This window comes from Leisingera sp. SS27, assembly GCF_028368855.1.
GTDB lineage: Bacteria > Pseudomonadota > Alphaproteobacteria > Rhodobacterales > Rhodobacteraceae > Leisingera.
In genome coordinates this window covers 298,385-324,027 of sequence record NZ_JAQNCY010000001.1, presented here as the reverse complement: position 1 = coordinate 324,027, position 25,643 = coordinate 298,385, and the positions used below count along the sequence as shown (strand labels likewise).

Here is a 25,643-nt window from a genome sequence, read left to right as displayed (position 1 = left end):
GAGGCGATTTTGGCTGCCGGAATTCCTGCAAGGGGTAAGGCAAATAAATGCCGGACGGCGTTACCGCCATGGGACGCTGGGCCCGGACAGGGTGTTCCAGTCCGGACCCATGCTGCCTTATTTTTCAGGTATCAGGCCTCGCGGGCTGAACCTCAGCACCAGCAACAGGATCAGCCCCATGGTGAACAGCCGCATATGCGAGGCGCTTTCCAGGAGATGCGCCTTCAGCGCGCTGCCCTCGGCCATGCCAGCGGTCACCAGCTCCATCAGCAGGATGCCCATTGGCTCCACCTTGATCCAGAAGAACCAGATCAGCATGCCGCCCAGCACCGCGCCAAAATTGTTGCCGGACCCGCCGACAATCACCATCACCCAAATGAGGAAGGTGAAACGCAGCGGGTTGTAGGTGCCCGGCGTCATCTGGCTGTCCAGCGTGGTCATCATCGCACCGGCGATGCCGCAGATCGCGGACCCCAGCACAAAGATCTGCAGATGGCGGCGGGTCACATCCTTGCCCATCGCCTCTGCTGCGGTCTCGTTGTCGCGGATCGCGCGCATCATCCGGCCCCAAGGGCTTTTCAATGCCATTTGCGCCATCCACAGAAGCGCCAGCAGCACCACGGTGAACATCAGTGCGTAGATGATCTTGACGTAGAGCGTCGAGGCCTCCACGCCATCCAGCCCAAACGCTGCCGCCCGCTCAATAAAGGCAGGATCGGCTTGCAGGTCGATCTCATATGCCATCGGTCGGGGCAGGCCGACCACGTTTTTGACGCCGCGCGACAGCCAGTCCTCGTTCTTCAGGACCGCGATGATGATTTCTGCAATGCCCAGCGTGGCAATTGCCAGATAATCAGAGCGCAGGCCCAAAGCGGTCTTGCCGATCAGCCAGGCAGCTCCAGCCGCCAGCAGCCCGCCCGCGGGCCAGGCAAGCAGCACCGGCAGGCCCAGACCGCCAATATTGCCTTGAAGCGCCGGGTTGATTGCCTCAACTGAGCCGACCGCTGGATCAAAGATCGCACGGTAGACAAAGAAGCCCACGATCAACACCGCCAGCAGAACAGCAGTGCGCAGTTTGCCTGCGGGCAGGAACTTTGTGACCATCACCGCGGACACAACCGTCAGGGCGCCCATCACCAGCGCCATCACGATGCTGACGCCGCCCGACGACCAGGCCGCTGGGATCACCGGTGTTGACACCAGTACCACGGCCAGCCCGCCAAGCGCGGTGAAGCCCATGATGCCGACGTTGAACAGACCGGCAAAGCCCCACTGGATGTTCACACCGATCGCCATGATGGCGGAGATCAGCCCCATGTTCAGGATCACCAGCGCCGAGTTCCAGGAGCCGGAGAAGAACAGGAAGTCTGTCGCGCCCTCAGCCAGTATCATCACGCCGACAAAGACGAAAAGAAGGGTATGTTTCATGGTCTCGGTCATACCGCTTTCCCTTTGAAAAGGCCGGTGGGCTTGAACAGGAGGACAACAATCAGGATCGCGAAGGAGACCGCGAACTTGTAGTCGGTGCTGAGGAGCTGAACCAGCCCGTCAGGTGCCAGGCTGTCCGGCAGGCTGTAGGTCAGAACCTTCTTCCATGCATAGGTGATCGTCACCTCGGAGAAGGCGATGATGAACCCGCCGGCAATGGCCCCGATCGGGTTGCCGAGGCCGCCCACGATGGCAGAGGCAAAGATCGGCAGCAGAAGCTGGAAATAGGTGAAGGGTTTGAACGACTTGTCGAGGCCGTAAAGCACGCCTGCAATGGTCGCCAGCGCCGCGACGATCATCCAGGTGTACATCACCACGCGCTCCGGGTTGATGCCCGACAGCAGCGCCAGATCCTCGTTATCCGAATAGGCCCGCATGGATTTTCCGGTGCGGGTCTTGTTCAGGAACCAGAACAGCACCGCCACCACGATGATCGCGGTGATCACGGTGATGCCTTGCGTGGTCTTGATTGCCAGGCCTTCGTTCAGGCCGGTCATCTGCTTGAAGGTGCGCGCCTTGATGATGAAACGCTCGCCATCGGCAAACCGCTGGTCGCCGGGGCCGATGATGAAGCGCACGATGCCGTTCATCATGAACATCACACCCAGCGAGACCATGACAAAGATCACCGGCTTTGCCTTCTGCTCGCGGTAGAACCGGTAGACGGTGCGGTCGGTCAGCAGCACCAGCGCGATGGCGCCAAGGATGCCAAAGGGCAGGGCCAGAAGCGCCGTCGGCAGCACGCCTGCGCTAAGGCCCATCGACTGAAAGGCCCAGGTGATCAGGATCGTGACCATCGCCCCGAACGCCATGGTGTCGCCATGGGCAAAGTTCGAGAACCGCAGGATCCCGTAGATCAGCGTCACCCCCAGCGCGCCGAGCGCCAGCTGGCTGCCATAGGCCAGCCCAGGGACAAGTACAAAGTTGGTTAGCGCCACAAGGGCGTTGAGAAGATCCATTACGACACCACCGTTTCACAGGTGCCAAGCACGGAAGCAACAAGCCCCATGTGCTGACCTGTATCTGGATTCATTTCGACTGAGACATGGATTGAGTAGGCAAATGTCAGGTCGTCAAACAAAGTCAGAGAGCTCACTCCTTGGGCAGCGATTGGCTGACCATAGGCACGTAAAATAGCGCCATCTGACGGCTCAAGTGCCTTCAGGTCGAAACGGCTTTCTGCTGAAGTAAAGACTACGTTCTCACCGTTGTGGATAATCGAATGGCCAATTTGTTTTTCAGTGCATGGGGTTGTCGCCACGCAGCCATGTGACGATATGCATGTCCATTGGCTGGCTGCCGAAGCGAAGCTCGGTAGAGGAAGAGCAAGCAGGGCAGCCGCATTGACTGCTGCGGCCAACTTAAGCACGGGGCGGATAACAATGTGCATTCTTTATCCCCCCAGGAACGACTTGCGCACTTCGGGATCGGCCAGCAGCTCCTTGCCGGTGCCGGTATAGGCATTGCGCCCCTGCACCAAGACATAGCCTTTGTCCGCGATCTCAAGCGCTTGCTTGGCGTTCTGTTCCACCATCAGGATCGGCAGCCCGGTGCGGGCGACCTCGATGATGCGGTCGAACAGCTCATCCATCACAATGGGAGAGACGCCCGCTGTGGGTTCGTCCAGCATCAGCACCTTGGGCTTGGTCATCAGTGCGCGGCCCACGGCCACCTGCTGGCGCTGGCCGCCGGACAGTTCGCCTGCGGGCTGGTTGCGCTTGTCGCGCAGGATCGGGAACAGATCATAGACCTGCTCCATCGTGTCCCGGAAATCATCGGTGCGGATGAAGGCGCCCATTTCCAGGTTCTCTTCCACCGTCATCGAGGTGAAGATATTGCTGGTCTGCGGCACAAAGCCCATGCCCTTGACCACCCGGTCCTGCGGGGTGAGCTGGGTGATGTCCTCGCCATCCAGGCGCACGGCGCCGGAACGCACGTTCAGCATCCCGAACACCGCCTTCATCGCGGTCGACTTGCCGGCGCCGTTGGGGCCGACGATGACCGCGATCTCGCCTTTGTCGACGGCGATGGTGCAGTCATGCAGGATGTCCGGACCCTTGCCGTAGCCGCCGGTCATGGTGTCGCCGATCAGGAACGGGCCGCCGTCGACCTTGTGGGTGGGGCCGCTTTTCATATGGGCGGGCTGCATCGTGCCGATGCCTTTCGTATTGGTGATCGAGGCATCCTTGTTGCCGTGATCGTCCTGGTAGGGGTTGTCGCTCATGCGCCCGCCTCCAGTTTGTCTTTGTTTTTCAGGCCGGTACCCAGATAGGCCTCAATCACATGCTCGTTTGCCTTGATCTCGTCCAGGGTGCCTTCGGCCAGTTTCTTGCCTTCGGCCATGCAGATCACCGGGTCACACAGGCGGCCGATGAACTCCATGTCATGCTCGATGACGACAAAGGTGTATCCGCGCTCCTCATTGAGGCGCTTGATCGCGTCGGCAATGGTATACAGCAGGGTGCGGTTCACACCGGCGCCAACCTCGTCGAGGAAGACGATTTTGGCGTCCACCATCATCGTGCGGCCCAGCTCCAGCAGCTTCTTCTGGCCGCCGGACACTTGGCCCGCCTTCAGGTCCGCGATGTGGCTGATGGTCAGGAACTCAAGAACCTCGTCAGCCTTGGCCCGCAGCGCGCGCTCTTCGTCAGCAATCCGTTTGCGGCCGAACCAGGTGTTCCACAGCGTCTCGCCTGATTGCGCGCCCGGCACCATCATCAGGTTTTCCCGGCACGTCATCGAAGAGAACTCATGCGCGATCTGGAAGGTGCGCAGCAGCCCCTTGTGGAACAACTCATGCGGCGGCAGGCCGGTGATGTCCTCACCGTCCATGGTGACCCGGCCTGAGGTCGGCTTCAGCACGCCTGCGATGACGTTGAAAAGTGTGGTTTTTCCCGCCCCGTTCGGGCCGATCAAACCGGTTATGGACCCCTTGGCGATTTCCAGCGAGGCGCCGTCAACCGCGTGGAACCCGCCGAAGTGCTTGTGCAAGTCCTCGACGACGATCATGTCATTTCATCCCCTGCCGCGTTTTCGCGGCGTTTTTAATTTAGAACAGCCCGGGAAAACCCGGGCTGGCCTATCTTGGTTGCTTTTCAGATGCTTATCAGCGGAAGCGCAGGGTTTCGTTCTTGCCGTCCTTCACTTCGATCTCGCGGTAGGAGCCTGCGCTCTCACCCGGGCCGATCAGCTCAACGCCGGTTGCGCCCTGATAATCGATGTCGCCGCCAGCGGCGAGGATTTCCAGCGCCTTGCCCAGCTCACCGGGGTTGATCGGCTCGCCCGGGGCGTTTGCCACGTCCAGGATTTTGCCGACATAATCCGCCGGATTGGTGGAGTTGGCGGCCTGCATTGCCAGCATGAACAGCGCTGCTGCGTCATAGGATTCAGACGCATAGGCCGAGGTGCCGTCAAAGCCGCGTTCTTTTGCCATTTCAGCAAAGATTTCAGCGCCTTTGCTGTCGGAACCCGCAATCTGGCCAAAGGAGCCGTCGAGATCCGCGCCAACGTTTGCGGGCAGGCTGTCGCCGATCATGCCGCCGGGCAGGCCAAAGGTATCAAAGGCACCGGAATCCAGCGACCCCTGGATGATGCCCAGGCCGCCCTGGTCCAGGTAACCTGCAACCACCAGCACGTCGCCGCCGGCCGATGCCAGTGCGCCGACTTCAGCGGAATAGTCGCCCTTGCCGTCTTCATGCGCGGTCACGATGGTGACTTCGCCGCCAACGCCCTCGAACGAGGACTGGATCGCGTCCGCCAGGCCCTTGCCATAGTCGTTGTTGGTGTAGGTCAGGGCAATCGAGTTGATGCCGCGCTCTTTCAGGATCTCGGCCATCACTTGGCCTTCGCGCGCATCCGACGGGGAGGTGCGGAAGAACAGGCCGTTGTCTTCCATGGTCGACAGGCCGGGCGAGGTCGCCGACGGCGAGATCATCACCATGCCGTTCGGGATTGCCACGTTCTGCAGGATCGCGCCGGTCACGCCGGAGCAGTCGCCGCCGATGATGCCGTTCACGCCTTCGGCAACCAGCTTCTCGCCGTTTGCCACGGCCAGGCCGTTGTCGATGCAGCCGGTGTCAGCACGCACGGGGGTCACGGTGGCGCTGTCCAAGAGCTTGCCGGATTTTGTGACTTCTTCCATGGCCAGCTCAGCGCCATCGCCCATGGCCGGGGCCAGCGATTCAATCGGGCCGGTGAAGCCGAACAGCACGCCCAGTTTCACTTCCTTGGCATGGCCGCCGGCATAAGCGGTGCCAGCAGTCAGCGCAGCGGCCGCGGTGGCCATCAGCAGTTTCTTCATTTGAGAACTCCCATTGTTGGAACAAAAATGTTCACATCGGACCCTAGGCAAGCCGTCTGGAAAAGAAAAGTCCCGTTGAGGCGTGAGATAGCAAAGAGTCCGTCCCGTTTTTCTCCGCTATTATACGTTTGTGTTCTGCGGAGCTGCATTTAATTTAAGCTTGAAGTAACAAAAGGGGAAGCAAAAATGTTGCGGCGGTTACTCATTTTGTCGGCTGCGTTTCTTCTGGTGCCGTTTTCCATGACTGTTCAGGCAGATACGATGGACAGCAGCCTTGGCAGCGTGAGCGTGACGAGGATGGCGGGCGGCTTCGATGTGCCTTGGGCTTTGGCTTTTCTGCCGGATGGCGGTTTTCTGGTGACAGAGCGGGACGGCACGCTTTTCCATGTTCAAGGCGGAAAAAAGAATCGCATCAGCGGCACGCCCGCCGTGGCCGCAGAGGGGCAGGGCGGCCTGCTGGATGTGATGGTGCCGCGGGATTTTCAAACCAGCCGGGAGGTTTTCCTGACCTTTGCGAAACGTCAGGGCCGCGGCGCGGGAACCGCTCTGGCCGCGGGCCGTCTCAGTGCGGATAACAGCGCACTGGTTGATCTCCGGATCCTGTTCGAAGCCGCACCCGGTGCCACCGGCGGGCGCCACTTCGGCTCCCGCGTGATGGAAGCGCGGGATGGTACTCTGTTCATTTCACTGGGGGAGCGCGGTGACCGGCCCAGCGCCCAGAATTTGAGGCTGCATCAGGGATCAGTGGTTCGGATAAACAGGGACGGAACCCTGCCGGACGGCAATCCCTTTGCCGGGCGCACAGATGCGCAGCCCGAAATCTGGTCTTACGGCCACCGCAACCCGCAAGGCATGGCACTTGATTTGCAGGGCAACCTCTGGGTGGCGGAACATGGCGCCAAAGGCGGTGATGAGGTGAACCGCGTCCGCAAGGGCGCAAACTACGGCTGGCCGGTGATTTCCAACGGCCGCCACTATTCCGGTGCAAAGATCGGCGAGGGCGCTTCGAAACCCGGCATGGAACAGCCCGAATGGTATTGGGACCCCTCCATGGCGCCGTCCGGCATGATGATCTATTCCGGCCGGATGTGGCCTGAGTGGCGCGGCCATATCTTCGTCGGTTCGCTCAAGTTCGACTATATCTCCCGGCTTTCCGGGGCGCCGCTGAAAGAGGCCGAGCAACTGCGCGGCACAGCAACCGGGCGCATCCGCGATGTGCGGGAGGCGCCCGATGGCAGCATCTGGTTTGCGTCAGAAAGCGAGGGGGCGGTTTTCCGGATCTCCCGTTAGCCGCCCGGGCCGGGGCGGCTCAGGCCTTGAACGCCGCCGCCTTGCTGCCGCGTTCGCGGTAAGGGGTGGTGTCGTAATGCGCCCGGTAGCATTTGGAGAAATGCGACGGTGAGGCAAAGCCGCAGGCCAGCGCCACGTTGATCACGCTCATATCCGTCTGCATCAGCAGGTTGCGCGCTTTCTGCAGCCGCAGCTCCATGTAGTAGCGCTTGGGAGAGCGGTTCAGATAGCGGCGGAACAACCGTTCCAGCTGACGGGTGGACATCCCCACATCCTGCGCTAGGATCGACGGGCTGATCGGCTCCTCGATATTGGCTTCCATCATCTGGATCACCATCGACAGCTTGGGATGGCGCACACCGATCCGGGTCGGGATTGACAGCCGCTGGGTGTCCTGGTCGGTCCTGATCGAGGAATAGATCAGCTGATCCGCAACGGCATTGGCCAAGTCCTCGCCATGGTCGTTGGCAATCAGCTTAAGCATCAGATCGATGGAGGACGTGCCGCCGGCTGTCGACAGCCGGTTCCCGTCGATCACAAAGACTGACTTCGCCAGTTCCACCTCGTCGAATTCCTCGTTGAAGCTGTCGGCGTTTTCCCAGTGGATGGTCGCGCGCTTGCCATCCAGCAGCCCGGCCTTGGCCAGCGTGTAGGACGCGGTGCACAATCCGCCGACCATCAGCCCCTTGCGGGCCTCACGGCGCAGCCATGACAGAATTTTCTTGGTAGAGGCGCCCTGAACGTCAATACCGCCGCACAGCATGATTGTGTCGTCGCGCTGCAGATCGTCCAGATCCGAATCGAGTTGGAAAACAGTACCCGCGGAGCAAGTTACCGTCTCGCCGCCTTCACCGACCACAGACCAGCTGTACAACTCCTTGCCAGCCATCCGGTTTGCGATCCTGAGCGACTCCATCGCGGCCGAAAAGCAAAGCAGGGTGAATTTGTCGAGGAGCACGAAGACAAACCTTTTCGGCTGGCCGGCGGCTACTCCTGAAACAGCAGGCTTGCGTGGCGTCTGCATGGCGGGTGTCCTTCAAGAAACAAGTCGGGCCGCGGGAGCAGGCTCCGCGGCAAGTCGGAAAACCGTGCTCACAGCTTGGACCCGGGGTCAAGTCTCCGTAATTCTAAACTGGTCTCTCCCGGGCGGATTTTGTATAGAGCACCCAACATATTCTAAAGACCTCTGATGCGGAGATAAAGTCATGAGCGAATGGCAAAAATCGGACTGGCGCAACAAGCCGCGGGTGCAGATGCCGGACTACACCGATGCCGCAGCGCTGAACGCTGTTGAGGCTCAGCTGTCCAAGTATCCGCCGCTGGTCTTTGCTGGTGAAGCGCGCCGCCTGAAGCAGCACCTCGGGGCTGCAGGGCGCGGCGAAGCGTTCCTGCTGCAGGGCGGCGATTGTGCCGAAAGCTTTGACCAGTTCAGCGCCGACGCGATCCGCGACACCTTCAAGGTGATGCTGCAGATGGCGATGGTGCTGACTTATGGCGCCAAGGTGCCGGTGGTGAAGGTGGGCCGTATGGCGGGCCAGTTCGCCAAGCCCCGCAGCGCGCCGACCGAAACCATTGATGGTGTCGAACTGCCAAGCTATCGCGGCGATATCATCAATGAACTGGACTTCACCTCTGCGGCCCGCATTCCGAACCCGCAGAAGATGCTGCAGGCCTATACCCAGGCGGCTGCGACCCTGAACCTGCTGCGCGCATTTTCCACCGGCGGCTTTGCCGATATGAGCCGGGTGCACTCCTGGACTCTCGGCTTTACCGATGAGCAGGAAGTGCAAAAGTACAGCGAGATCGCCACCCGCATTCAGGACACCATCGATTTCATGGCAGCGGCCGGCATTACTGCCGACACCACCTATGAATTTTCCACCGTCGATTTCTACACCAGCCACGAGGGCTTGCTGCTGGAATACGAAGAGGCCCTGACCCGTCTCGATTCCACATCCGGCAAATGGCTGGCCGGCTCCGGCCACATGATCTGGATTGGCGACCGCACCCGTCAGCCCGACGGCGCGCATGTGGAATTCTGCAGCGGCGTGCTGAACCCGATCGGCCTGAAATGCGGCCCCACCACCACGGCTGAGGACCTGAAGGTGCTGACAGCGCGCCTGAACCCTGAGAACGAAGAAGGCAAGCTGACCCTGATCGCCCGCTTCGGGGCCGGCAAAGCGGGGGAGCATCTGCCGCGCCTGATCAAGGCGGTGAAGGAAGAGGGCGCCAATGTCACCTGGGTTTGCGACCCGATGCACGGCAACACCATCAAGTCCTCCACCGGCTACAAGACCCGTCCCTTCGACAGCGTGCTGCGCGAGGTGCGCGACTTCTTCGGTGTTCACAAGGCCGAGGGCACCATCCCGGGCGGCGTGCATTTCGAAATGACCGGCCAGGATGTGACCGAATGCACCGGCGGCGTGCGTGCGGTGACCGAAGAAGACTTGTCCGACCGTTACCACACGGCCTGCGACCCGCGCCTGAACGCCAGCCAGTCGCTGGAGCTGGCCTTCCTGGTGGCGGAAGAGCTGTCTGCCCTGCGCGCGGAGCAATCCGCCCGTCAGGCCGGCTGACGCATCTTGTGTCAGCTTTTGGAAATTAAAAAAGCGCCCCGGAGGTTCTCCTCCGGGGCGCAGTCAATTCAAGCAGTTATGACCTTGTACTTGAACCTTGAATTCTCTTAGGGCTGCGCCCTGATCAGTCGCGGCTGACCACCAGGCGCAAATGCGGCGCGCCCTTGCGCTTGGCAGGGGCGGTATCGGCCGATTCCTCTGTCTTGCCGGCCCGGCTGCGCTCCAGCATAGCCTTGGCCTCGTCCAGTAGCGAGCGTTCCGGCTTAAAGCGGGCCTGGGTCTCGGCAAAGCCGGGATTGGGCTGGTTCACGTCTGTATTCTCATTCTTGGTCTCTGCGCGCGGCTTGGCCTTGAACTCGGCAGAGGTATCCGCTTTGCCGACGGCGCGCATCTCAATCGAGGTGATCGAGAACCGCTGGGATGTGACGGATGTTACCTCATCCGCTACCAGCACCCCCAGCACCCGGCTGATGTCGCCAAGGTCGCTGCGCAGCGGCAGCAGCAGCATGCGGGCTTCGCGCGGGGTGCTGAGACGCGGCGACAGGACCTGCAATTCCAGCTCGACGACTGCAGGGGTGTCGAACATGTGCTCCATCGCATTGCTCAGCTGCTTGCGCGCATCTGCAGTGAAAAACGCAGTCACAGGCATGCCGCGCACTTCCATGCCGGCCATTTCATTAACCTGAGATCCAGCCAGACGGAAGCGCGCAATGCCCGGCGCAATGCGTTCCAGAATGAAGGTGTTGCTGAGGATATTCTCCAGACCGCGCGGATCGATCTGCGAGCGGTTTGGCACATCGTCGCCGCGGCGCAATGCAGTCCAATAGGCTTCAGCCTGGCGCAGCGGCGACAGCGCACCGCCTTTGCGGAAGCGGTTCATGGATACTACGTTCCCCGGTCCGTCAGAAAGGCCATTTCCGCTGCGGCTGCCAAAAATCATCTCTTCTTCCCCTGCAACTCCGGACATCCCTCGGGTCCTGCGCAGCTCCTTGCTGCCTTAAGACTTAGGGCCGGTTTGGTTACCCTGAAGTTAAGATGCCACAATCTAATTCAAATTTGGACTACTTCTTTAAGCAATGGTTAACGCCTTCGCGTGCGCCCGTTTTTGCAATTGCGCTTGCACCCTGTAGTTTCAAGACAGTAGAGCAGATAAATCACCAGCGTTCAGGGGGCTTTCCGATGACCATCCGCAGCATGACCGCCTTTGCCTCGGCACAGGGCAGCTCCGATCAGCACAGCTGGAACTGGGAGCTCCGGTCGGTCAACGCCAAGGGGCTGGATATCCGTCTCCGGGTGCCGGACTGGCTGGAAGGCCTTGAAAACCTGACCCGGTCCGCCCTTTCCAAGGCGCTGGCACGGGGCAATGTCTCGCTGACCTTGCGGATTGCCTGCACTGAAGACAGCGCCGGTCAGGTGCAGGTGAATGCCGCGGTTCTGAAGTCCGTGGTCATGGCACTGGGGGAGGCGCAGTCGATTGCGAAGCAGAACCGGGTGGAGGTTCGCCCGGCCTCAGCAGCCGAGCTGCTGTCCTTCAAGGGGGTGCTGGAACAATCCGCAGGCGATGACGACCCGGCACCTCTGACTGCCGCGCTTGCAAAGGAACTGGAAACCCTTGTGGCGGAATTCGTGCAGATGCGCGAGGCCGAGGGCGCCGCGCTTGCCGTAATCCTTAACACTCAACTGGAGGAGGTGGCTGCCCTGACCGCCCAGGCGGCAGAGCGCGCTGAAGAGCGCAAGGCAAAAATGGCTGAAACGCTGACGGCCAATCTGGCGCGGGTTATGGACAACGCGGATGGTGCCGATCCAGATCGGGTGGCACAGGAACTTGCGCTGATCGCGGTCAAGGCGGACGTGACCGAGGAACTGGACCGCCTGGGCGCCCATGCCGCCGCCGCCCGCGACCTGCTGGTCAAGGGCGGGGCTGTGGGGCGCAAGCTGGACTTCCTGATGCAGGAGTTCAACCGCGAGGCCAATACGCTCTGCTCAAAGGCGCAGCATGCCGGCTTGACGGCTGTGGGGCTTGAGCTGAAAACCGTGATCGACCAGATGCGCGAGCAGGTGCAGAACATAGAATAAGAAAAGGAGTGCCCAGATGGCGGACCGCCGCGGCCTTTTGATCATCCTCTCATCGCCTTCGGGGGCAGGCAAATCCACGCTGGCCCGCCGCCTGATGGCCTGGGATCCGGGACTTGCGTTCTCGGTCTCTGCCACCACCCGCGCCCCGCGCCCGGGCGAGGAGCACGGCCGTGAGTATTACTTCCTGTCCGAAGAAGAGTTCAAACAGAAGGTGGCCGAGGGCGGCATGCTGGAGCACGCCCACGTGTTCGGTAACTTCTACGGCTCCCCTGCAGGCCCAGTGAAGGACACCATCGAGGCTGGCCAGGACGTGCTGTTCGACGTCGACTGGCAGGGTGAGATCCAGATCCGCAATTCCGATCTGGGCAAGCATGCACTGTCGATCTTCATCCTGCCGCCCTCGATCACCGAATTGCGCCGCCGCCTGGAAACCCGGGCGCAGGACAGTGATGAGGTGATCTCCAAGCGGATGATGAAAAGCTGGGATGAGATCAGCCACTGGGGTTATTATGACTATGTGCTGGTCAACGACGACCTGGACGAGACCGAGGCCAGGCTGAAGACCATCGTCGAGGCTGAGCGCATGCGCCGCATCCAGCAGCCCCGGCTGCAGGATCACGTGCGTACCCTGCAAACCCAGTTTGAGGAACAGTCATGACCCTTTTTGCTCTTGGCGCTGATCAGCCGCAGATCCACGAGGACACCTGGGTCGCCCCCGATGCCAACCTGATCGGCAAGGTTGTGATGGAAGCGGGCTCCTCGATCTGGTTCGGCGTAACAATCCGCGCCGACCATGAGGAAATCCGCATCGGCGAAGGCACCAACGTGCAGGAAAACGTGATCATGCATATTGATGCTGGCTATCCGCTGACCATCGGCAAAAACTGCACCATCGGCCACAAGGCGATGCTGCATGGTTGCACCATCGGCGAAAACTCCCTGGTCGGCATGGGCGCTACAATTCTGAATGGGGCAAAGATCGGCAAGAACTGCCTGATCGGGGCCGGGGCCTTGATCACGGAAAACAAGGAGATCCCCGACAACTCCCTGGTGATGGGCAGCCCCGGCAAGGTGGTGCGGGAGGTGGACGCGGCGCTGGCTGAAAAGCTGACGCAAAGCGCGCTCCTCTATCAGGACAACATGCGCCGCTTCCGGGCGGAGCTGAAACCGCTGTAGCCGGCAGGTTTTGCAACATCAGCTTTACACAGCAGCGCTAGACAGGCCGGGATCTTAACCGCGGAGACCAGATGACAACGGATCTGATTAACGGGTTTCTGGCTGCTTTTCCGCTGCCTTCCGTGATGGTGGACCAGACCGAACGCTTCATTGCCATCAACAGCGGTGCCGAGGCGCTGCTGGGGCAGGGCATCCAGGGCCGCCACTTTGCCACCATCCTGCGCCAGCCCAGCGTTGCCTCTGCGATCGAGGCCTGCCTGCACGACAAGCAACCCCGCACCGCCCGGCATCTGTCCAACGATGGCGCGCAGGACACCACTTACACGGTCACCCTGCGCTATGTGCCCGGCATCGGCGCGGTAGGCGGCGGCGCGGTGCTGGCCTGTTTCGACGACATCACCGAGCGCGAGCAGGCGAGCCAGATGCGGCGTGATTTCGTGGCCAATGTCAGCCATGAACTGCGCACTCCGCTCACTGCTCTCATCGGCTTCATCGAAACCCTGCGCGGCCCTGCCAGGGATGATGCCGCCGCGCGCGACCGGTTCCTCACGATCATGGAGGGCGAGGCCAGCCGGATGAACCGTCTTGTTGGCGACCTCCTGTCGCTGAACCGGGTGGAAAGTGAAGAGCGGGTGCGCCCCAAACAACAGGTGGATTTGAGCGCGCATCTGGCCTCCACGCTCAAAACTCTGGCACCGGTGGCAGAGGCGCGCGGCGCCGCGATGGTGCTGGAGTCGCCGGAGGACCCGGTCTGCGTCACCGGCGACCCGGACCAGCTGCAGCAGGTGTTCACCAACCTGGTGGAAAACGCGGTGAAGTATGGCGGTGATCAGGTGCGGGTGGTGCTGAGCCGAACAGACCGTGATCCCTCGGTGCGTGCGCCTGCCGCGCATGTCCAGGTGATCGACAACGGCCCGGGAATCGATCCCATCCACTTGCCGCGGCTGACCGAGCGCTTCTACCGCGCCGACAGCCACCGCTCCCGCGAGATGGGCGGTACCGGCCTTGGCCTCGCGATCGTCAAACACATCGTCAATCGCCACCGCGGGCGCCTGCGCGTCGAAAGCGAGCTGGGCCAAGGGTCTGTTTTTACGGTTATATTGCCGGACTAACCCATTTCCGCCTGCCAGAGCGAACCAAGCCGCTGCTGCTCTTCCGCGGCGGCGGTTTTGCCGTTTGTATCAGAAATTTTTCTGCCGAACCCCGCTTTGTCATACAGGCGTTACACAGCTGTCACAAAAGCCTCATCAGCAGCTTCTAGGAGAGGCGGCAAGATCATCACGGGGTGATCGACCTTTGAAACTCTTGGAGACACAAATGTCCTTTGTGAAACTGACCGCGTCCGCCCTGGCGATTTCCGCCGTTTCCGCCACCGCAGCCGCTGCGCGCGATCAGGTGCAGGTTGCCGGTTCGTCCACCGTTCTGCCCTACGCCTCCATCGTGGCAGAAGCCTTTGGCGAGAACTTTGATTTCCCGACCCCGGTTGTGGAATCCGGCGGCTCCTCTGCCGGCCTCAAGCGTTTCTGTGAAGGCGTGGGTGAAAACACCATCGACGTCGCCAACGCGTCGCGCCAGATCAAAGACAAAGAAATCGCCGCCTGCGCCGAAAACGGTGTGACCGACATCATCGAAGTGCGCATCGGCTATGACGGCATCGTGTTTGCCTCCGACATCAACGCCAACTCCTTTGAATTCACCCCCACCGACTGGTTTCTGGCCCTGTCCGACAAGGTGATGGTTGACGGTGAACTGGCCGACAACCCGAACACCACCTGGGCAGACGTGAACCCGAATTTCCCTGCCGTGGACATCCAGGCCTTCGTTCCGGGCACCAAGCACGGCACCCGCGAAGTCTTCGAAGACAAGGTGATCCTGGCCGGCTGCGAAGCCACCGGCGCGTTTGAGCACCTGCTGGCCCACGCCGAAGGCGACACCGACAAGGCCAAGCACAAGGCCGCTGAGAAGGCCTGCATTGCCCTGCGCACCGATGGCAAATCGGTCGACATCGACGGCGACTACACCGAAACCCTGGCCCGCATCGAAAGCAACAAAGACGGCATCGGCGTCTTCGGCCTGGCGTTCTACGAGAACAACACCGACAAGCTGCAGGTTGCCACCATGTCCGGCGTTGTGCCCTCGACCGAGAGCATCGCAACCGGCGAATATCCGGTCTCCCGCCCGCTGTTCTTCTACGTGAAGAAAGCCCACATCGGCGTGATCCCGGGCCTCAAGGAATATGCTGAGTTCTTCGTCGCTGACGAGGTTGCCGGCGAAGACGGGCCGCTGGCCGAATACGGCCTGGTTGCCGATCCGGAACTGACCGAAACCCAGGAAGCGGTTTCCAATGAGACCGTGATGGGCGGCAACTCCTAAGCGGCCCCGCCTGTGATCTGATCCTTGCCGGGGCGGAGCCATCCGCCCCGGCGCATTCTTTCCGCGGCAGGGCTGCCGCAGCTGATACGCCACCGCCAAAACCGGAGCTTTTCATGCCCACTTTCTGGCTTGTTGTCCTCCTGATCGCGCTTGCCGCCGCCGGCTTCTACGGCGGCCGCCGCCGCGCGATTGCCACCGCTGCGGGCAATGTGAAAAACCTTCATTCGCTCCCATCCTATTACGGCTACCATGTTGCGCTTTCGGCCTTTGTGCCGGCCATTGCCGCCCTGTTGGTCTGGCTGCTCGCCCAGCCAATGTTCATCGAGACCCGCGTCTCTGGCATGATCCCGGCAGCGGCGGTCCCGGAAAGCTCTTCCATTGGCCTGGTGATGAGCGACGTGCGCCGGGTTGCCGAAGGGCTGGATCTGGCAGTGGAGCAGGGGCTGCTGAGCGCCCGTGAGGCCCGCAATGCTGTTGCTGGCGAGCAGGACCTGCGCGCCCTGATGGGCGAAGTGGGCGTCGCTCTCGGCTCCGAGGTGCGCCCTGAAGTGCTGAAGGCCGCACAGGCCTACCGCAACCTGTCCCACGCCGGCCGCACCGCCATGACCGTGGTTGTGACGCTGCTGGCTCTTGGCGGCTTTGCCTCCGCCTACGTGCGCACCCACAAGGATTTCCGCGCCCGCAACGTGGTGGAACGCGCGGTGCTGGCGCTGCTGGTGCTGGCCGCCTCGCTGGCGATCCTGACCACCGTCGGCATCGTTCTGTCGATGCTGTTTGAAACCAAAAACTTCTTTGGCCTGCATTCCTGGACAGATTTCTTCTTCGGCTCCACCTGGGCACCCAATTTCCGCGGCGGCAGTGAACTGTCGATCCTGCCGCTGCTGTGGGGCACGCTTTACATCTCCTTCATTGCGCTGCTGGTTGCTGTGCCGGTTGGCCTGTTCGCCGCCATTTACCTGTCCGAATACGCCAGCGGCGCCGTGCGTGCCTTTGCCAAGCCGCTGCTGGAAATCCTCGCGGGCATTCCCACCATCGTCTACGGCCTGTTTGCGCTGCTGACCGTCGGCCCGGCGCTGGCGGACCTCTTTGGCAAGGGCGGCCTCCTGGGTGTCGAATGGATGGCTGGCGCCACCTCGGTGCTGACTGCGGGTCTTGTGATGGGCATCATGCTGATCCCCTTCGTCTCCTCTCTGTCCGATGATATCATCAACGCGGTGCCGCAGGCGATGCGTGACGGCTCGCTGGGCCTCGGCGCCACCAAATCGGAAACCGTGCGCCAGGTTGTTATGCCCGCCGCGCTGCCGGGCATCGTCGGCGCGGTGCTGCTGGCCGCCTCGCGCGCCATTGGCGAGACCATGATCGTGGTGATGGGGGCAGGGGCGATTGCCAAGTTCTCCGCCAACCCGCTGGAATCGATGACCACCATCACCACCCGTATCGTCAGCCAGCTGACCGGCGACACCGACTTTGCCAGCCCGGAAACGCTGGTTGCCTTTGCCCTGGGCCTGACCCTGTTTGTCCTGACCCTCGGCCTGAACGTCCTGGCGCTCTACATCGTGCGCAAATACCGGGAGCAGTACGAATAATGACTGACCTCAGCCAAAATCCCGCAGGCGCTGCACCCCGCAAACACGGCGGCTCGCTGCTGGAGAAATCCCCGCACACCAGGAAACGCAACGCGGCAGAAACCCGGTTCAAGGCCTATGGCATTGCCGCCATCACCGCGGGCCTGATCATGCTGCTGGTGCTGGTGACCACCATCGTCGGCAAGGGCACCGGTGCCTTCCAGCAGACCTTTGTCACGCTGAATGTGGAGCTGCTGGAAGCCAAGCTCGACAAGAAGGGCAACCGCGATCTGGCCGACATCAAGAAGGTCACCACCTTCGGCTACGCCCCGATCATCAAGGGCGCGATGGAGGCAGCAATCGAGGATCTGGGCATTGAGACCAGCCTCAAATCCAAAGAACTGGCCGGTATCCTGTCCAAGGACGTCGCCGCCCAGCTGCGCGACTATGTGATCGCCAACCCGGACCAGATCGGTCAAACGGTGGAGTTCCGCTTCCTCGCCTCCAGCCGTGTGGACGGCTACCTGAAGGGCCGGGTGACCCGCGACAGCATCGTCAACGACAAGAACATCTCAGCCGAACAGCTTGATCTCGTTGATGCTTTGGCCGCTGCCGGAGTGCTGGAGAAGACCTTCAACCTCGATTTCATCTTTGGCGCGGATGCCTCCGATGCCCGCCCTGAGGCCGCCGGCATCGGCGTCTCCATGCTGGGCTCGCTGTTCATGATGCTGGTGGTACTGGCGCTGGCGCTGCCGATCGGCGTCGCCGCCTCGATCTATCTCGAGGAGTTTGCGCCGCAGAACTGGCTCACCGACATGATCGAGGTGAACATCTCAAACCTTGCAGCCGTGCCGTCGATTGTGTTCGGCATCCTGGGCCTGGCGGTCTTCATCAACTACATGCACCTTCCGACATCGGCGCCGCTGGTGGGCGGTCTGGTGCTGACGCTGATGACGCTGCCGACCATCATAATCTCCACCCGCGCCTCGCTGAAATCGGTGCCGCCGTCGATCCGCGACGCAGCGCTGGGTGTCGGCGCGTCCAAGATGCAGGCGGTGTTCCACCACGTGCTGCCGCTGGCCGCGCCGGGTATCCTGACCGGCACCATCATCGGACTGGCGCAGGCGCTGGGGGAAACTGCGCCGCTGCTGCTCATCGGCATGGTTGGCTTCATCGCCTCCAATGCGCCGGAAACCCTGGCGGACGGCCTGCTGGCGCCGAACTCCGCCATGCCCGCCCAGATCTACGAATGGGCGAAACGCGCCGACCCCGCATTCTACGAACGCGCCTGGGGCGGCATCATCATCCTTCTTCTCTTCCTGGTGACCATGAACACGCTTGCCGTGATCCTGCGCCGCCGCTTTGAACGCCGCTGGTAAAAGGGGCATAGTAATGAACGACATGACCTTGATGGAAAAGACCGTGGAAACCCAGAATATCAAAATCGCCGCCAAGGACGTGAACGTCTATTACGGCGACAGCCACGCGATCAAAGACGTGAACGTCGAGATCGAGGACAACACCGTCACCGCCTTCATCGGCCCCTCCGGCTGCGGCAAGTCAACCTTCCTGCGCTGCCTGAACCGGATGAACGACACCATCGACATCTGCCGAGTCAAGGGTGACATCCTGCTGGACGGTGAGGACATCTATGACAAGCGCGTCGATCCGGTGCAGCTGCGTGCCAAGGTCGGTATGGTGTTCCAGAAACCAAACCCGTTCCCCAAGTCGATCTACGACAACGTGGCCTATGGCCCGCGCATCCACGGTCTTGCCAGAAACAAGGCGGAACTCGATGAAATCGTGGAAAAATCCCTGCGCCGGGGTGCGATCTGGGATGAGGTGAAGGACCGTCTGGATGCCCCCGGCACCGGCCTGTCCGGCGGCCAGCAGCAGCGCCTGTGCATCGCCCGTGCCGTTGCGACAGAGCCTGAGGTGCTGCTGATGGACGAACCTTGTTCGGCGCTTGACCCGATCGCCACCGCGCAGGTTGAGGAACTGATCGACGAACTGCGCAGCCAGTATTCCGTGGTGATCGTCACCCACTCGATGCAGCAGGCCGCGCGGGTCAGCCAGAAAACCGCCTTCTTCCACCTCGGAAACCTGGTGGAATTCGGCCCCACCGGCCAGATCTTCACCAACCCCGAAGATCCGCGCACCGAAAGCTATATCACCGGCCGGATCGGCTGATTTCTAGGAAAAACAAATGACTGCACAGCATATTGCATCTGCATTCGACCGCGATCTGGAGGCAATTCAGGCCCGGATCATGAAAATGGGCGGTCTGGTCGAGGACGCCATCCGTGAAGCCGCGCAGGCACTGGAAACCCGTGACGAGGAACTGGCGCTGACTGTGCGCCAGGGCGACAAGGCCATCGACGGGCTGGAAGAGCTGATCAACGAGGAAACCGCCCGGTTGATCGCGCTGCGCGCGCCTGCGGCCTCTGACCTGCGGCTGGTTCTTTCGGTGATGAAGATTGCCGGCAACCTGGAACGCATTGGCGACTATGCAAAAAACATGGCCAAGCGTACCGGTGTCCTGGCCCAGGGGCCGAATATCAGCGAAGGCACATCCGCCCTGCGCCGCATGGCGCGCGAGGTGGAGCGGATGCTGAAAGATGCGCTGGACTCCTACATCCAGCGCGATGTGGAACTGGCGCGCGACGTGATCGAACGCGACCGCGACGTCGACCAGATGTACAACGCCCTGTTCCGCGAATTCCTGACCCACATGATGGAAGATCCGCGCAACATTTCGGCCTGTATGCACTTGCATTTTATAGCAAAAAACACCGAACGCATGGGCGACCACGTGACCGCGATCGCCGAACAGGTGATCTATCTGGTCACCGGCGAGAAGCCGGAAGAAGACCGCAAGAAAGCCGACACCACCTCGACCACACCGCAGGAGATCTGACCGATGGCTACCGACCAGCCCACCGTTCTGGTTGTAGAAGACGAAATGGCGCAGCGCGAAGTGCTGGCCTATAATCTCGAAGCTGACGGCTTCCGCGTGCTCAAGGCCAAGGATGGCGAGGAAGCGCTGCTGGTGGTCGAGGAGGACATGCCCGACATCATCATCCTTGACTGGATGATGCCCAATCTCAGCGGCATCGAGGTTTGCCGCCGCCTCAAGACCCGCGCCGAGACCCGCAACATCCCGGTGATCATGCTGTCTGCCCGGTCAGAGGAAGTGGACAAGGTGCGCGGCCTTGAAACCGGCGCCGATGATTACGTGGTGAAACCCTATTCGGTGGTTGAGCTGATGGCCCGGGTGCGCAGCCAGTTGCGCCGGGTGCGGCCCTCCACCGTTGGTGTGCGCCTGGAATACGACGACATCGTGCTGGACGCCGAAACCCACAAGGTCAGCCGTGCCGGAAACCAGCTGAAGCTGGGTCCGACCGAATTCCGCCTGCTCTCCACCTTCATCGAGAAGCCGGGCAGGGTCTGGAGCCGGGAACAGCTTCTGGACCGGGTCTGGGGCCGCGACATCTATGTCGATACCCGCACCGTCGACGTTCACATCGGCCGGTTGCGCAAGGCGCTGACCCAGCACGGCGGCGACGATCCCGTCCGCACCGTGCGCGGCGCCGGCTACGCCCTGGGCTGAGGCCTGGCGGAAACGGCACCGGGGGGTGCACAAGGGGTGTACAGGGGGTGCACGCATGCCACCCCCTGATTTTCACCGTGGCAGCGGGTCCTCCGGCTGCGCTTTTCCTGCCAGCCAGCCGCGGAACTTTATCAGCGCCGGCGCGTCTGATTTCCGCTCCGGCCAGACCAGGTAATAGGCGCCGGCAGTCTCCACCGCCTCCGGATGCAGCGCCACCAGCCGGCCGGTCGCCAGGTCCTGTTCCACCAGGTAATCCGGCATCAGCGCGACCCCAAGCCCGTGCAGCGCGGCCTGGGTAATGGTTGCGAATTGATCATAGATCGTACCGCTTAATCCCGCGTCAGCCTCAATGCCTTGCTGCTCAAACCAATCCTTCCAGGCGGTTGTCCGGGTCTGAATGTGCAGCAGCGGCAGCTTCAGAATGTCCTTCGGCTCTTCAATCTTGCGCCCGTCCAGCAGTTGCGGTGCGCAGACCGGAAGCAGCTGTTCATGCTTCAGCAGCAGGGATTGTGTTCCGGGCCACTCGGCGTTTCCGAAATGTATCGCAGCATCAAAGGGTTCAGTGGCAAAATTGAATGGTTCCAGGCGGGTGGCCATGTTGATGGTCACATCCGGATGAAGCCGGGCAAACTCCGGCAGTCGCGGCATCAGCCAGCGCATGCCAAAGGCTGGGAGGATCGCCAAGTTCAGCGTCCCGGCCAGCGGTGCGGCTTGCAAACGCAAGGTGGATTGCACGATCTGGTTCAGGGCCTGCCGGATCTCCGCAGCGTAATCCTGGGCCTCTGTTGTCAGCGCCAGCCGCTTTTGGTCGCGCTGGACCAGCTCCATCCCCAACTGACGCTCCAGAGTTTGCAATTGGCGGCTGACTGCACCTTGCGTCAGGGCCAGCTCATCCGCGGCGGCAGAGGCGCTGCCAAGCCGGTCCAGCGCCTCCAGGGCGCGCAGGGAGGAGATTGAGGGCAGGAATTTGCGTGGGACTGTCATGTATGAGTGTTTGTCATGCTTTGTTGCCAAAGTCTCGCTGTTTTTTCCGTTCACCTCCCGTTAGGGTTTGGCCAAATCGCGAACCACTGAGGTGACAAGATGACCGATAAACCCGCCCTGCGCGCCAAGGATGCCCCGGACCTGGGCCGTTTCAACTGGGAAGACGCTCTGCGACTTGAGGATCAGCTGACTGAGGATGAGCGGATGATCTCCGCCTCAGCCCGTGCCTATGCTCAGGAAAAACTTCAACCGCGCGTGCTAAGTGCTTATGAAAATGAGGAAACAGATCCCGAGATCTTCCGCGAGATGGGCGAAATGGGCCTGCTTGGCACCACCATCCCCGAAGAATACGGCGGGCTTGGCGGCGGCTATGTGTCCTATGGCCTCGTGGCCCGAGAGGTGGAGCGTGTGGACAGCGGCTACCGCTCGATGATGTCTGTGCAAAGCTCACTGGTTATGTATCCCATATATGCATATGGCACCGAGGAGCAGCGCCAGAAATACCTGCCGAAACTGGCCTCTGGAGAGTGGATCGGCTGTTTCGGCCTGACGGAACCGGATGCCGGTTCCGACCCTGCAGGCATGAAGACCCGGGCCGAGAAAATTGAAGGCGGCTATAGGCTTAAGGGATCCAAAATGTGGATTTCCAATGCGCCGATTGCCGATGTTTTTGTGGTCTGGGCAAAGTCCGAGGCGCATGGCGGCAAGATCCGCGGCTTTGTGCTGGACAAGGGCCTGAAGGGCCTGAGCGCGCCGAAGATCGAAAACAAGGCCTCTTTGCGTGCGTCGATCACCGGTGAGATCGTCATGGACGGCGTTGAGGTCGGCGAGGACGCGCTGCTGCCCCATGTGGAAGGGTTGAAGGGGCCGTTCGGCTGTCTCAACCGTGCACGCTATGGCATCAGCTGGGGCGCCATGGGGGCCGCAGAGGCCTGCTGGCATGCGGCACGTCAATACGGTCTGGACCGCACCCAGTTTGGCCGGCCGCTGGCCAACACCCAGCTGTTCCAGCTGAAACTGGCGAACATGCAGACCGAAATCACCCTGGGCCTGCAGGCGTCCCTGCGTGTCGGCCGTCTGATGGACGAGGCAAACGCCGCGCCTGAGATGATTTCCATCATCAAACGCAACAACTGCGGCAAGGCGCTGGAAATTGCCCGGATGGCGCGTGACATGCACGGCGGCAATGGCATCAGCCTGGAGTTCAACGTGATCCGCCACATGGTGAATCTTGAAACCGTGAACACCTATGAAGGCACCCACGACGTGCATGCATTGATCCTGGGACGCGCCCAGACCGGTTTGCAGGCGTTCTTCTGATCGCACGGCCACAGCGCGGAGATCGCTCCGCGCTGTGTTTCTGCAAGGTGGAAATGCATATTTGCAATGCCAAGGCGGACTAAGAAATCTGCAAAGGGTAAGAGGCTGCCAATTGTGCCTGAGAAGTTGCCGGGGCGCAGGGTCGTTGTTAACGCCTTGTCAGCTCAATGCGGTAAATTTTGAAGCAAGTATCACTTCGCTGCCGGACTAAAAGTTAATGCGCGTTTCCAGATCTGCAAAATAGGGCGTTTGATCACGCTTTTTACGGCCTTGATCCTGCAAAAGTGCAGTGTGCCAATTGAGGGGATTTTTGCGTGCTCGCCTTGCATCTTTGCAATGCGTTTGACTGAAAATCGTCATGCAAATGGCGCGCTTTGCGAAACTGCAATTGCGTTTTGCGTTTCTATCCCTGCCTGTTTGCAGGTTAAACGGCGCCAGATGCCGCGTGCCTTTGCGTTTATTTCACTCTTTACAAGAGGTTAACCTGCAATCCCGGAAGGCTCAAGGTCCAAGTTAAGAGGGTTTTCAGAATTGAAATTTGCGACCTCCGCATAGTTCGGAAGCCGTTGGCCAAACGAAAACGGGCCGGAATTCCCGGCCCGCTGTAAGGTCATTCAGTTCTGCCTCAGGCAGGCAGATGAATATTGAATTTTTGACGGATGGCCATGTCGGTTTCCGCATCAAACCGGGCTGCGGCGCGCTCGGACAGGATTTTCTCCTTTTTGGCGACTGCTTTTTCGATCAGGTCCGGCTTGTCGCGCTCTGCCCACTCCTTGGGGGAGGTGCGGTCGCCCAGGTCTGGGTAGACATAATCCACCTGCATCCGGCCAAGCGTCTGATCGGTGCCCAGATAGTGACCAGGCCCGCCCATGCAGGTGGCGCGCATCTGGTCGAGCGCAAGCGTCTCGTCGTTCACTTCGATGCCGCGGACACAGCGCTGCGCCTGGCCCAGCAAGTCATTGTCCAGGATCAGAGATTCCAGGCAGAACCCAAGCAGCGAGGCGTGCATTCCGGCTGACTCATAGACCATGTTGAGCCCTGACAGGCCTGCCATGACAGCAGAACACATCTGCTCCCAGCCAGCCTGCATGTCCGGCAGTTTGGAATCTGACGCTCCGGCTGCTGCGCCGCCTGGCAAGTTGTAGAATTTGTGCATCTGGGCGCAGCCGGCCGTCAGCAAGGCTTGCTCGCCGGAGCCAACGGTCATGGCGCCTGTACGCAGGTCGAGACCGAAGGGCCAGGTGCCAAAAATCGCGGGAGCACCAGGCTTTACGGCGTTTACATAAACCAGTCCTGCCAGGCATTCGGCAACCGCTTGTGTGATTGCCCCAGCAATGGTGGAGGGGGCGGTGGCGCCAGCCATGCCTGCCGACAGAAGAAGAACAGGCATGCCGCCCTTGATGCATTCTTCCATCACCTCACAGGATTCGGTGGCAAACTTCATCGGCGGAACCACGAAGCAATTGGAGTTGGAAACAAACGGGCGCTCCCGCCATTTGTCTTCTCCGCCCGCAATCATGTGCAAAAGCTCCAGTCCGGGTTTGACAAAGCCGGGTTCCGTGAAGGACACGCCGACATGCTTGGTGGTGCCAGAAGTGCAGGCGTAGATGGAATTCAGATCCATTTCGCAGTTGTCGGGAATGTCGCGGCAGACCATCGGGCGCTGGACAAAGTGGATGTTGTCCAGCTGGTCGCAGATCCGGGCTGCATCATGCAGATCCTGAACGGTAGAGTCGCGGTAGTTCCTGCCCAGCACATCGACAACGCTGACTGCGGCGCCTGCGGTGCCATAGTGGACGCGGCCGCCGGACAATTGCAGATCGTTCTTGCCGTCGCGGCTGTAAAGGGTGACGGAGCGGTTTGCCTTGGCGATTGTGTCTTCTACCAGTGCGCGGGGGAAACGGATGCGCCCGTCATCGCCATGTGTGCAGCCGGCGGCAGTGAGGTAGTCGATCCCGCTCTGCGGGGCGTCAGCAAGACCGATCTCTTCCAGCGCGGTGAGGGCGGCCTCGTGGATCTTTTCCATGTCCGCCTGGCTCAGCACTTTCAAGGCGGTGGATTCCATGCCGGGGCGGATCGGGCGAAGATGGTCGGGGAGGGCGGCGGCACGGGCTGCACGGCGCGCATTGCGCCCGCCGCTGCGGGTGGCGCGGGCGGGGGAGGCTTGGTCGTTCATATTGGGAGCCTTTCGGGAGTTTGAGTTGAAACTTGCTTAATTTCAACTCAGTACGGCCGGCCTCTGGCGGCGCGTCCCCGAGCCGCGCCAATGGTGCGGCAAACGAGGTTAAGAAGGCTGCGTTCTTCCTGCATGCGGTCTCCTGTTATCTTCGCGGCAGTTTGGCATGCATTTGCGAAGTTTCTAGCACGATAACGACCTTGGTGAAAAATGCGACATTTTTTTCATCCGGTCGTTTGGGGCACACGCCCGAGCGTGAACGGTTCATAAATTTTGCTGGGTTTTACGGTAAAGGCGCCTCTTTTAACGCTTCTGAAACAGAACGTTTTCAGGCAGTCTTGGAACCAAATATTAAGCATTAATGGGTATAAGTGGGGGCCTAGGGGGATGACGCGCTGAACGGCGCATTGAGAGAAGGCAAAGCCACATGCCGATGGTTAGGATGACCAAACTCTGCCGAACGCTTGCCGCGGCACTTGCCGTTGCGGCGCTGCATGGGCAATCCGCTTGGGCTGAGGACCGCGGCCGCTCCGCTTCTGAGAGTTCAGTACCGTTCAGATTCAGCAGTCCAGGGGGCGAAGGTCACTCTTTCGCTTTCGGATACGGCCAGGGGGCTGATGGGCTGATCCTGGGGGGCAGTGTTGCAACCCGGCAGACCGGTCCTTTCACACGAACCCTGCAGGCGGAGGAAACGCATCAGCTGCGCCTG

General features: G+C 61.0%; 23 protein-coding genes. 13 read left to right on the top strand and 10 right to left on the bottom strand.

What is annotated here, in order from left to right; genetic code table 11:
• Window positions 1–117: 117 nt before the first annotated feature.
• From N6L27_RS01555 to N6L27_RS01530, 6 genes are all read right to left on the bottom strand, one after another.
• Window positions 118–1,440 carry a branched-chain amino acid ABC transporter permease gene (locus tag N6L27_RS01555; RefSeq protein ID WP_271905327.1) on the bottom strand — a complete coding sequence of 441 codons (1,323 nt, stop codon included), beginning with the start codon at window positions 1,438–1,440 and terminating at the stop codon, window positions 118–120.
• Window positions 1,437–2,447, bottom strand: coding sequence for a branched-chain amino acid ABC transporter permease (locus N6L27_RS01550; RefSeq protein WP_271905326.1), 1,011 nt, complete (start codon window positions 2,445–2,447; stop codon window positions 1,437–1,439). Before N6L27_RS01550 ends, N6L27_RS01555 begins: the two co-directional genes overlap by 4 nt.
• Complete coding sequence (locus N6L27_RS01545) at window positions 2,447–2,878, bottom strand: hypothetical protein (protein ID WP_271905324.1); 432 nt, start codon at window positions 2,876–2,878, stop codon at window positions 2,447–2,449. The genes N6L27_RS01550 and N6L27_RS01545 overlap by 1 nt, the downstream gene beginning before the upstream one ends.
• 3 nt (window positions 2,879–2,881) lie before the next feature.
• Window positions 2,882–3,712 (bottom strand): ABC transporter ATP-binding protein, encoded by an 831-nt coding sequence (locus N6L27_RS01540; protein ID WP_082015792.1) that lies wholly within the window; start codon window positions 3,710–3,712, stop codon window positions 2,882–2,884.
• Window positions 3,709–4,497, bottom strand: a complete 789-nt coding sequence (locus tag N6L27_RS01535) for an ABC transporter ATP-binding protein (protein ID WP_271905323.1) — start codon at window positions 4,495–4,497, stop codon at window positions 3,709–3,711. The genes N6L27_RS01540 and N6L27_RS01535 overlap by 4 nt, the downstream gene beginning before the upstream one ends.
• A 97-nt stretch (window positions 4,498–4,594) precedes the next feature.
• Window positions 4,595–5,788, bottom strand: a complete 1,194-nt coding sequence (locus tag N6L27_RS01530) for an ABC transporter substrate-binding protein (RefSeq protein ID WP_271905321.1) — start codon at window positions 5,786–5,788, stop codon at window positions 4,595–4,597.
• Between the two features lie 240 nt (window positions 5,789–6,028).
• Between N6L27_RS01530 and N6L27_RS01525 the strand changes: the two genes are divergently transcribed.
• Window positions 6,029–7,078 carry a PQQ-dependent sugar dehydrogenase gene (locus tag N6L27_RS01525; protein WP_271905320.1) on the top strand — a complete coding sequence of 350 codons (1,050 nt, stop codon included), beginning with the start codon at window positions 6,029–6,031 and terminating at the stop codon, window positions 7,076–7,078.
• Window positions 7,079–7,097: 19 nt separating this feature from the next.
• Here the strand turns inward: N6L27_RS01525 and N6L27_RS01520 are convergent, their stop codons facing one another.
• Complete coding sequence (locus tag N6L27_RS01520; RefSeq protein ID WP_271905318.1) at window positions 7,098–8,102, bottom strand: GlxA family transcriptional regulator; 1,005 nt, start codon at window positions 8,100–8,102, stop codon at window positions 7,098–7,100.
• Window positions 8,103–8,283: 181 nt separating this feature from the next.
• On the opposite strand from N6L27_RS01520, the gene N6L27_RS01515 reads away from it, so the two are divergent.
• Window positions 8,284–9,654, top strand: coding sequence for a class II 3-deoxy-7-phosphoheptulonate synthase (locus N6L27_RS01515; RefSeq protein WP_271905317.1), 1,371 nt, complete (start codon window positions 8,284–8,286; stop codon window positions 9,652–9,654).
• A gap of 124 nt (window positions 9,655–9,778) precedes the next feature.
• Here N6L27_RS01515 and N6L27_RS01510 read toward each other — a convergent pair whose 3' ends face one another.
• The gene (locus N6L27_RS01510; protein WP_442915726.1) at window positions 9,779–10,594 is read right to left on the bottom strand and encodes a PAS domain-containing protein; all 816 of its coding nucleotides are present in this window, start codon (window positions 10,592–10,594) and stop codon (window positions 9,779–9,781) included.
• 239 nt (window positions 10,595–10,833) lie between these two features.
• Here N6L27_RS01510 and N6L27_RS01505 point away from each other — a divergent pair, with 239 nt between their 5' ends.
• The 10 genes from N6L27_RS01505 to phoB all read left to right on the top strand — a co-directional run bounded on the left by N6L27_RS01505 (window position 10,834) and on the right by phoB (window position 20,454).
• Window positions 10,834–11,730, top strand: coding sequence for a YicC/YloC family endoribonuclease (locus tag N6L27_RS01505; protein ID WP_271905315.1), 897 nt, complete (start codon window positions 10,834–10,836; stop codon window positions 11,728–11,730).
• A gap of 16 nt (window positions 11,731–11,746) precedes the next feature.
• Entirely contained in the window at window positions 11,747–12,388 is a 642-nt protein-coding gene (gene gmk, locus N6L27_RS01500; protein WP_271905313.1) for a guanylate kinase, read from the top strand.
• Window positions 12,385–12,906, top strand: a complete 522-nt coding sequence (locus tag N6L27_RS01495) for a gamma carbonic anhydrase family protein (protein ID WP_271905311.1) — start codon at window positions 12,385–12,387, stop codon at window positions 12,904–12,906. Before gmk ends, N6L27_RS01495 begins: the two co-directional genes overlap by 4 nt.
• Before the next feature lie 71 nt (window positions 12,907–12,977).
• The gene (locus tag N6L27_RS01490) at window positions 12,978–14,018 is read left to right on the top strand and encodes a sensor histidine kinase (protein WP_271905309.1); all 1,041 of its coding nucleotides are present in this window, start codon (window positions 12,978–12,980) and stop codon (window positions 14,016–14,018) included.
• A 205-nt stretch (window positions 14,019–14,223) separates the two neighbouring features.
• Complete coding sequence (locus N6L27_RS01485) at window positions 14,224–15,279, top strand: substrate-binding domain-containing protein (RefSeq protein ID WP_271905308.1); 1,056 nt, start codon at window positions 14,224–14,226, stop codon at window positions 15,277–15,279.
• Between the two features lie 113 nt (window positions 15,280–15,392).
• On the top strand, window positions 15,393–16,865 hold the full coding sequence (pstC, locus tag N6L27_RS01480) for a phosphate ABC transporter permease subunit PstC (protein WP_271905307.1): 1,473 nt from the start codon (window positions 15,393–15,395) through the stop codon (window positions 16,863–16,865).
• A complete protein-coding gene (gene pstA / locus N6L27_RS01475) occupies window positions 16,865–18,223 on the top strand; it encodes a phosphate ABC transporter permease PstA (RefSeq protein ID WP_271905305.1) in 1,359 nt (452 codons plus the stop codon). The genes pstC and pstA overlap by 1 nt, the downstream gene beginning before the upstream one ends.
• A gap of 13 nt (window positions 18,224–18,236) precedes the next feature.
• The gene (gene pstB, locus N6L27_RS01470) at window positions 18,237–19,034 is read left to right on the top strand and encodes a phosphate ABC transporter ATP-binding protein PstB (protein ID WP_271905304.1); all 798 of its coding nucleotides are present in this window, start codon (window positions 18,237–18,239) and stop codon (window positions 19,032–19,034) included.
• A 16-nt stretch (window positions 19,035–19,050) separates the two neighbouring features.
• Window positions 19,051–19,761 (top strand): phosphate signaling complex protein PhoU, encoded by a 711-nt coding sequence (gene phoU, locus N6L27_RS01465; RefSeq protein WP_260018312.1) that lies wholly within the window; start codon window positions 19,051–19,053, stop codon window positions 19,759–19,761.
• A gap of 3 nt (window positions 19,762–19,764) precedes the next feature.
• A complete protein-coding gene (gene phoB / locus N6L27_RS01460) occupies window positions 19,765–20,454 on the top strand; it encodes a phosphate regulon transcriptional regulator PhoB (RefSeq protein WP_271905302.1) in 690 nt (229 codons plus the stop codon).
• Window positions 20,455–20,526: 72 nt separating this feature from the next.
• Here the strand turns inward: phoB and N6L27_RS01455 are convergent, their stop codons facing one another.
• The gene (locus tag N6L27_RS01455) at window positions 20,527–21,438 is read right to left on the bottom strand and encodes a LysR family transcriptional regulator (RefSeq protein ID WP_271905300.1); all 912 of its coding nucleotides are present in this window, start codon (window positions 21,436–21,438) and stop codon (window positions 20,527–20,529) included.
• A 99-nt stretch (window positions 21,439–21,537) separates the two neighbouring features.
• Between N6L27_RS01455 and N6L27_RS01450 the strand changes: the two genes are divergently transcribed.
• Window positions 21,538–22,758 (top strand): acyl-CoA dehydrogenase, encoded by a 1,221-nt coding sequence (locus N6L27_RS01450; protein ID WP_271905299.1) that lies wholly within the window; start codon window positions 21,538–21,540, stop codon window positions 22,756–22,758.
• 625 nt (window positions 22,759–23,383) lie between these two features.
• Here the strand turns inward: N6L27_RS01450 and N6L27_RS01445 are convergent.
• On the bottom strand, window positions 23,384–24,934 hold the full coding sequence (locus tag N6L27_RS01445) for a trimethylamine methyltransferase family protein (RefSeq protein WP_271905297.1): 1,551 nt from the start codon (window positions 24,932–24,934) through the stop codon (window positions 23,384–23,386).
• Between the last annotated feature and the right edge of the window lie 709 nt (window positions 24,935–25,643).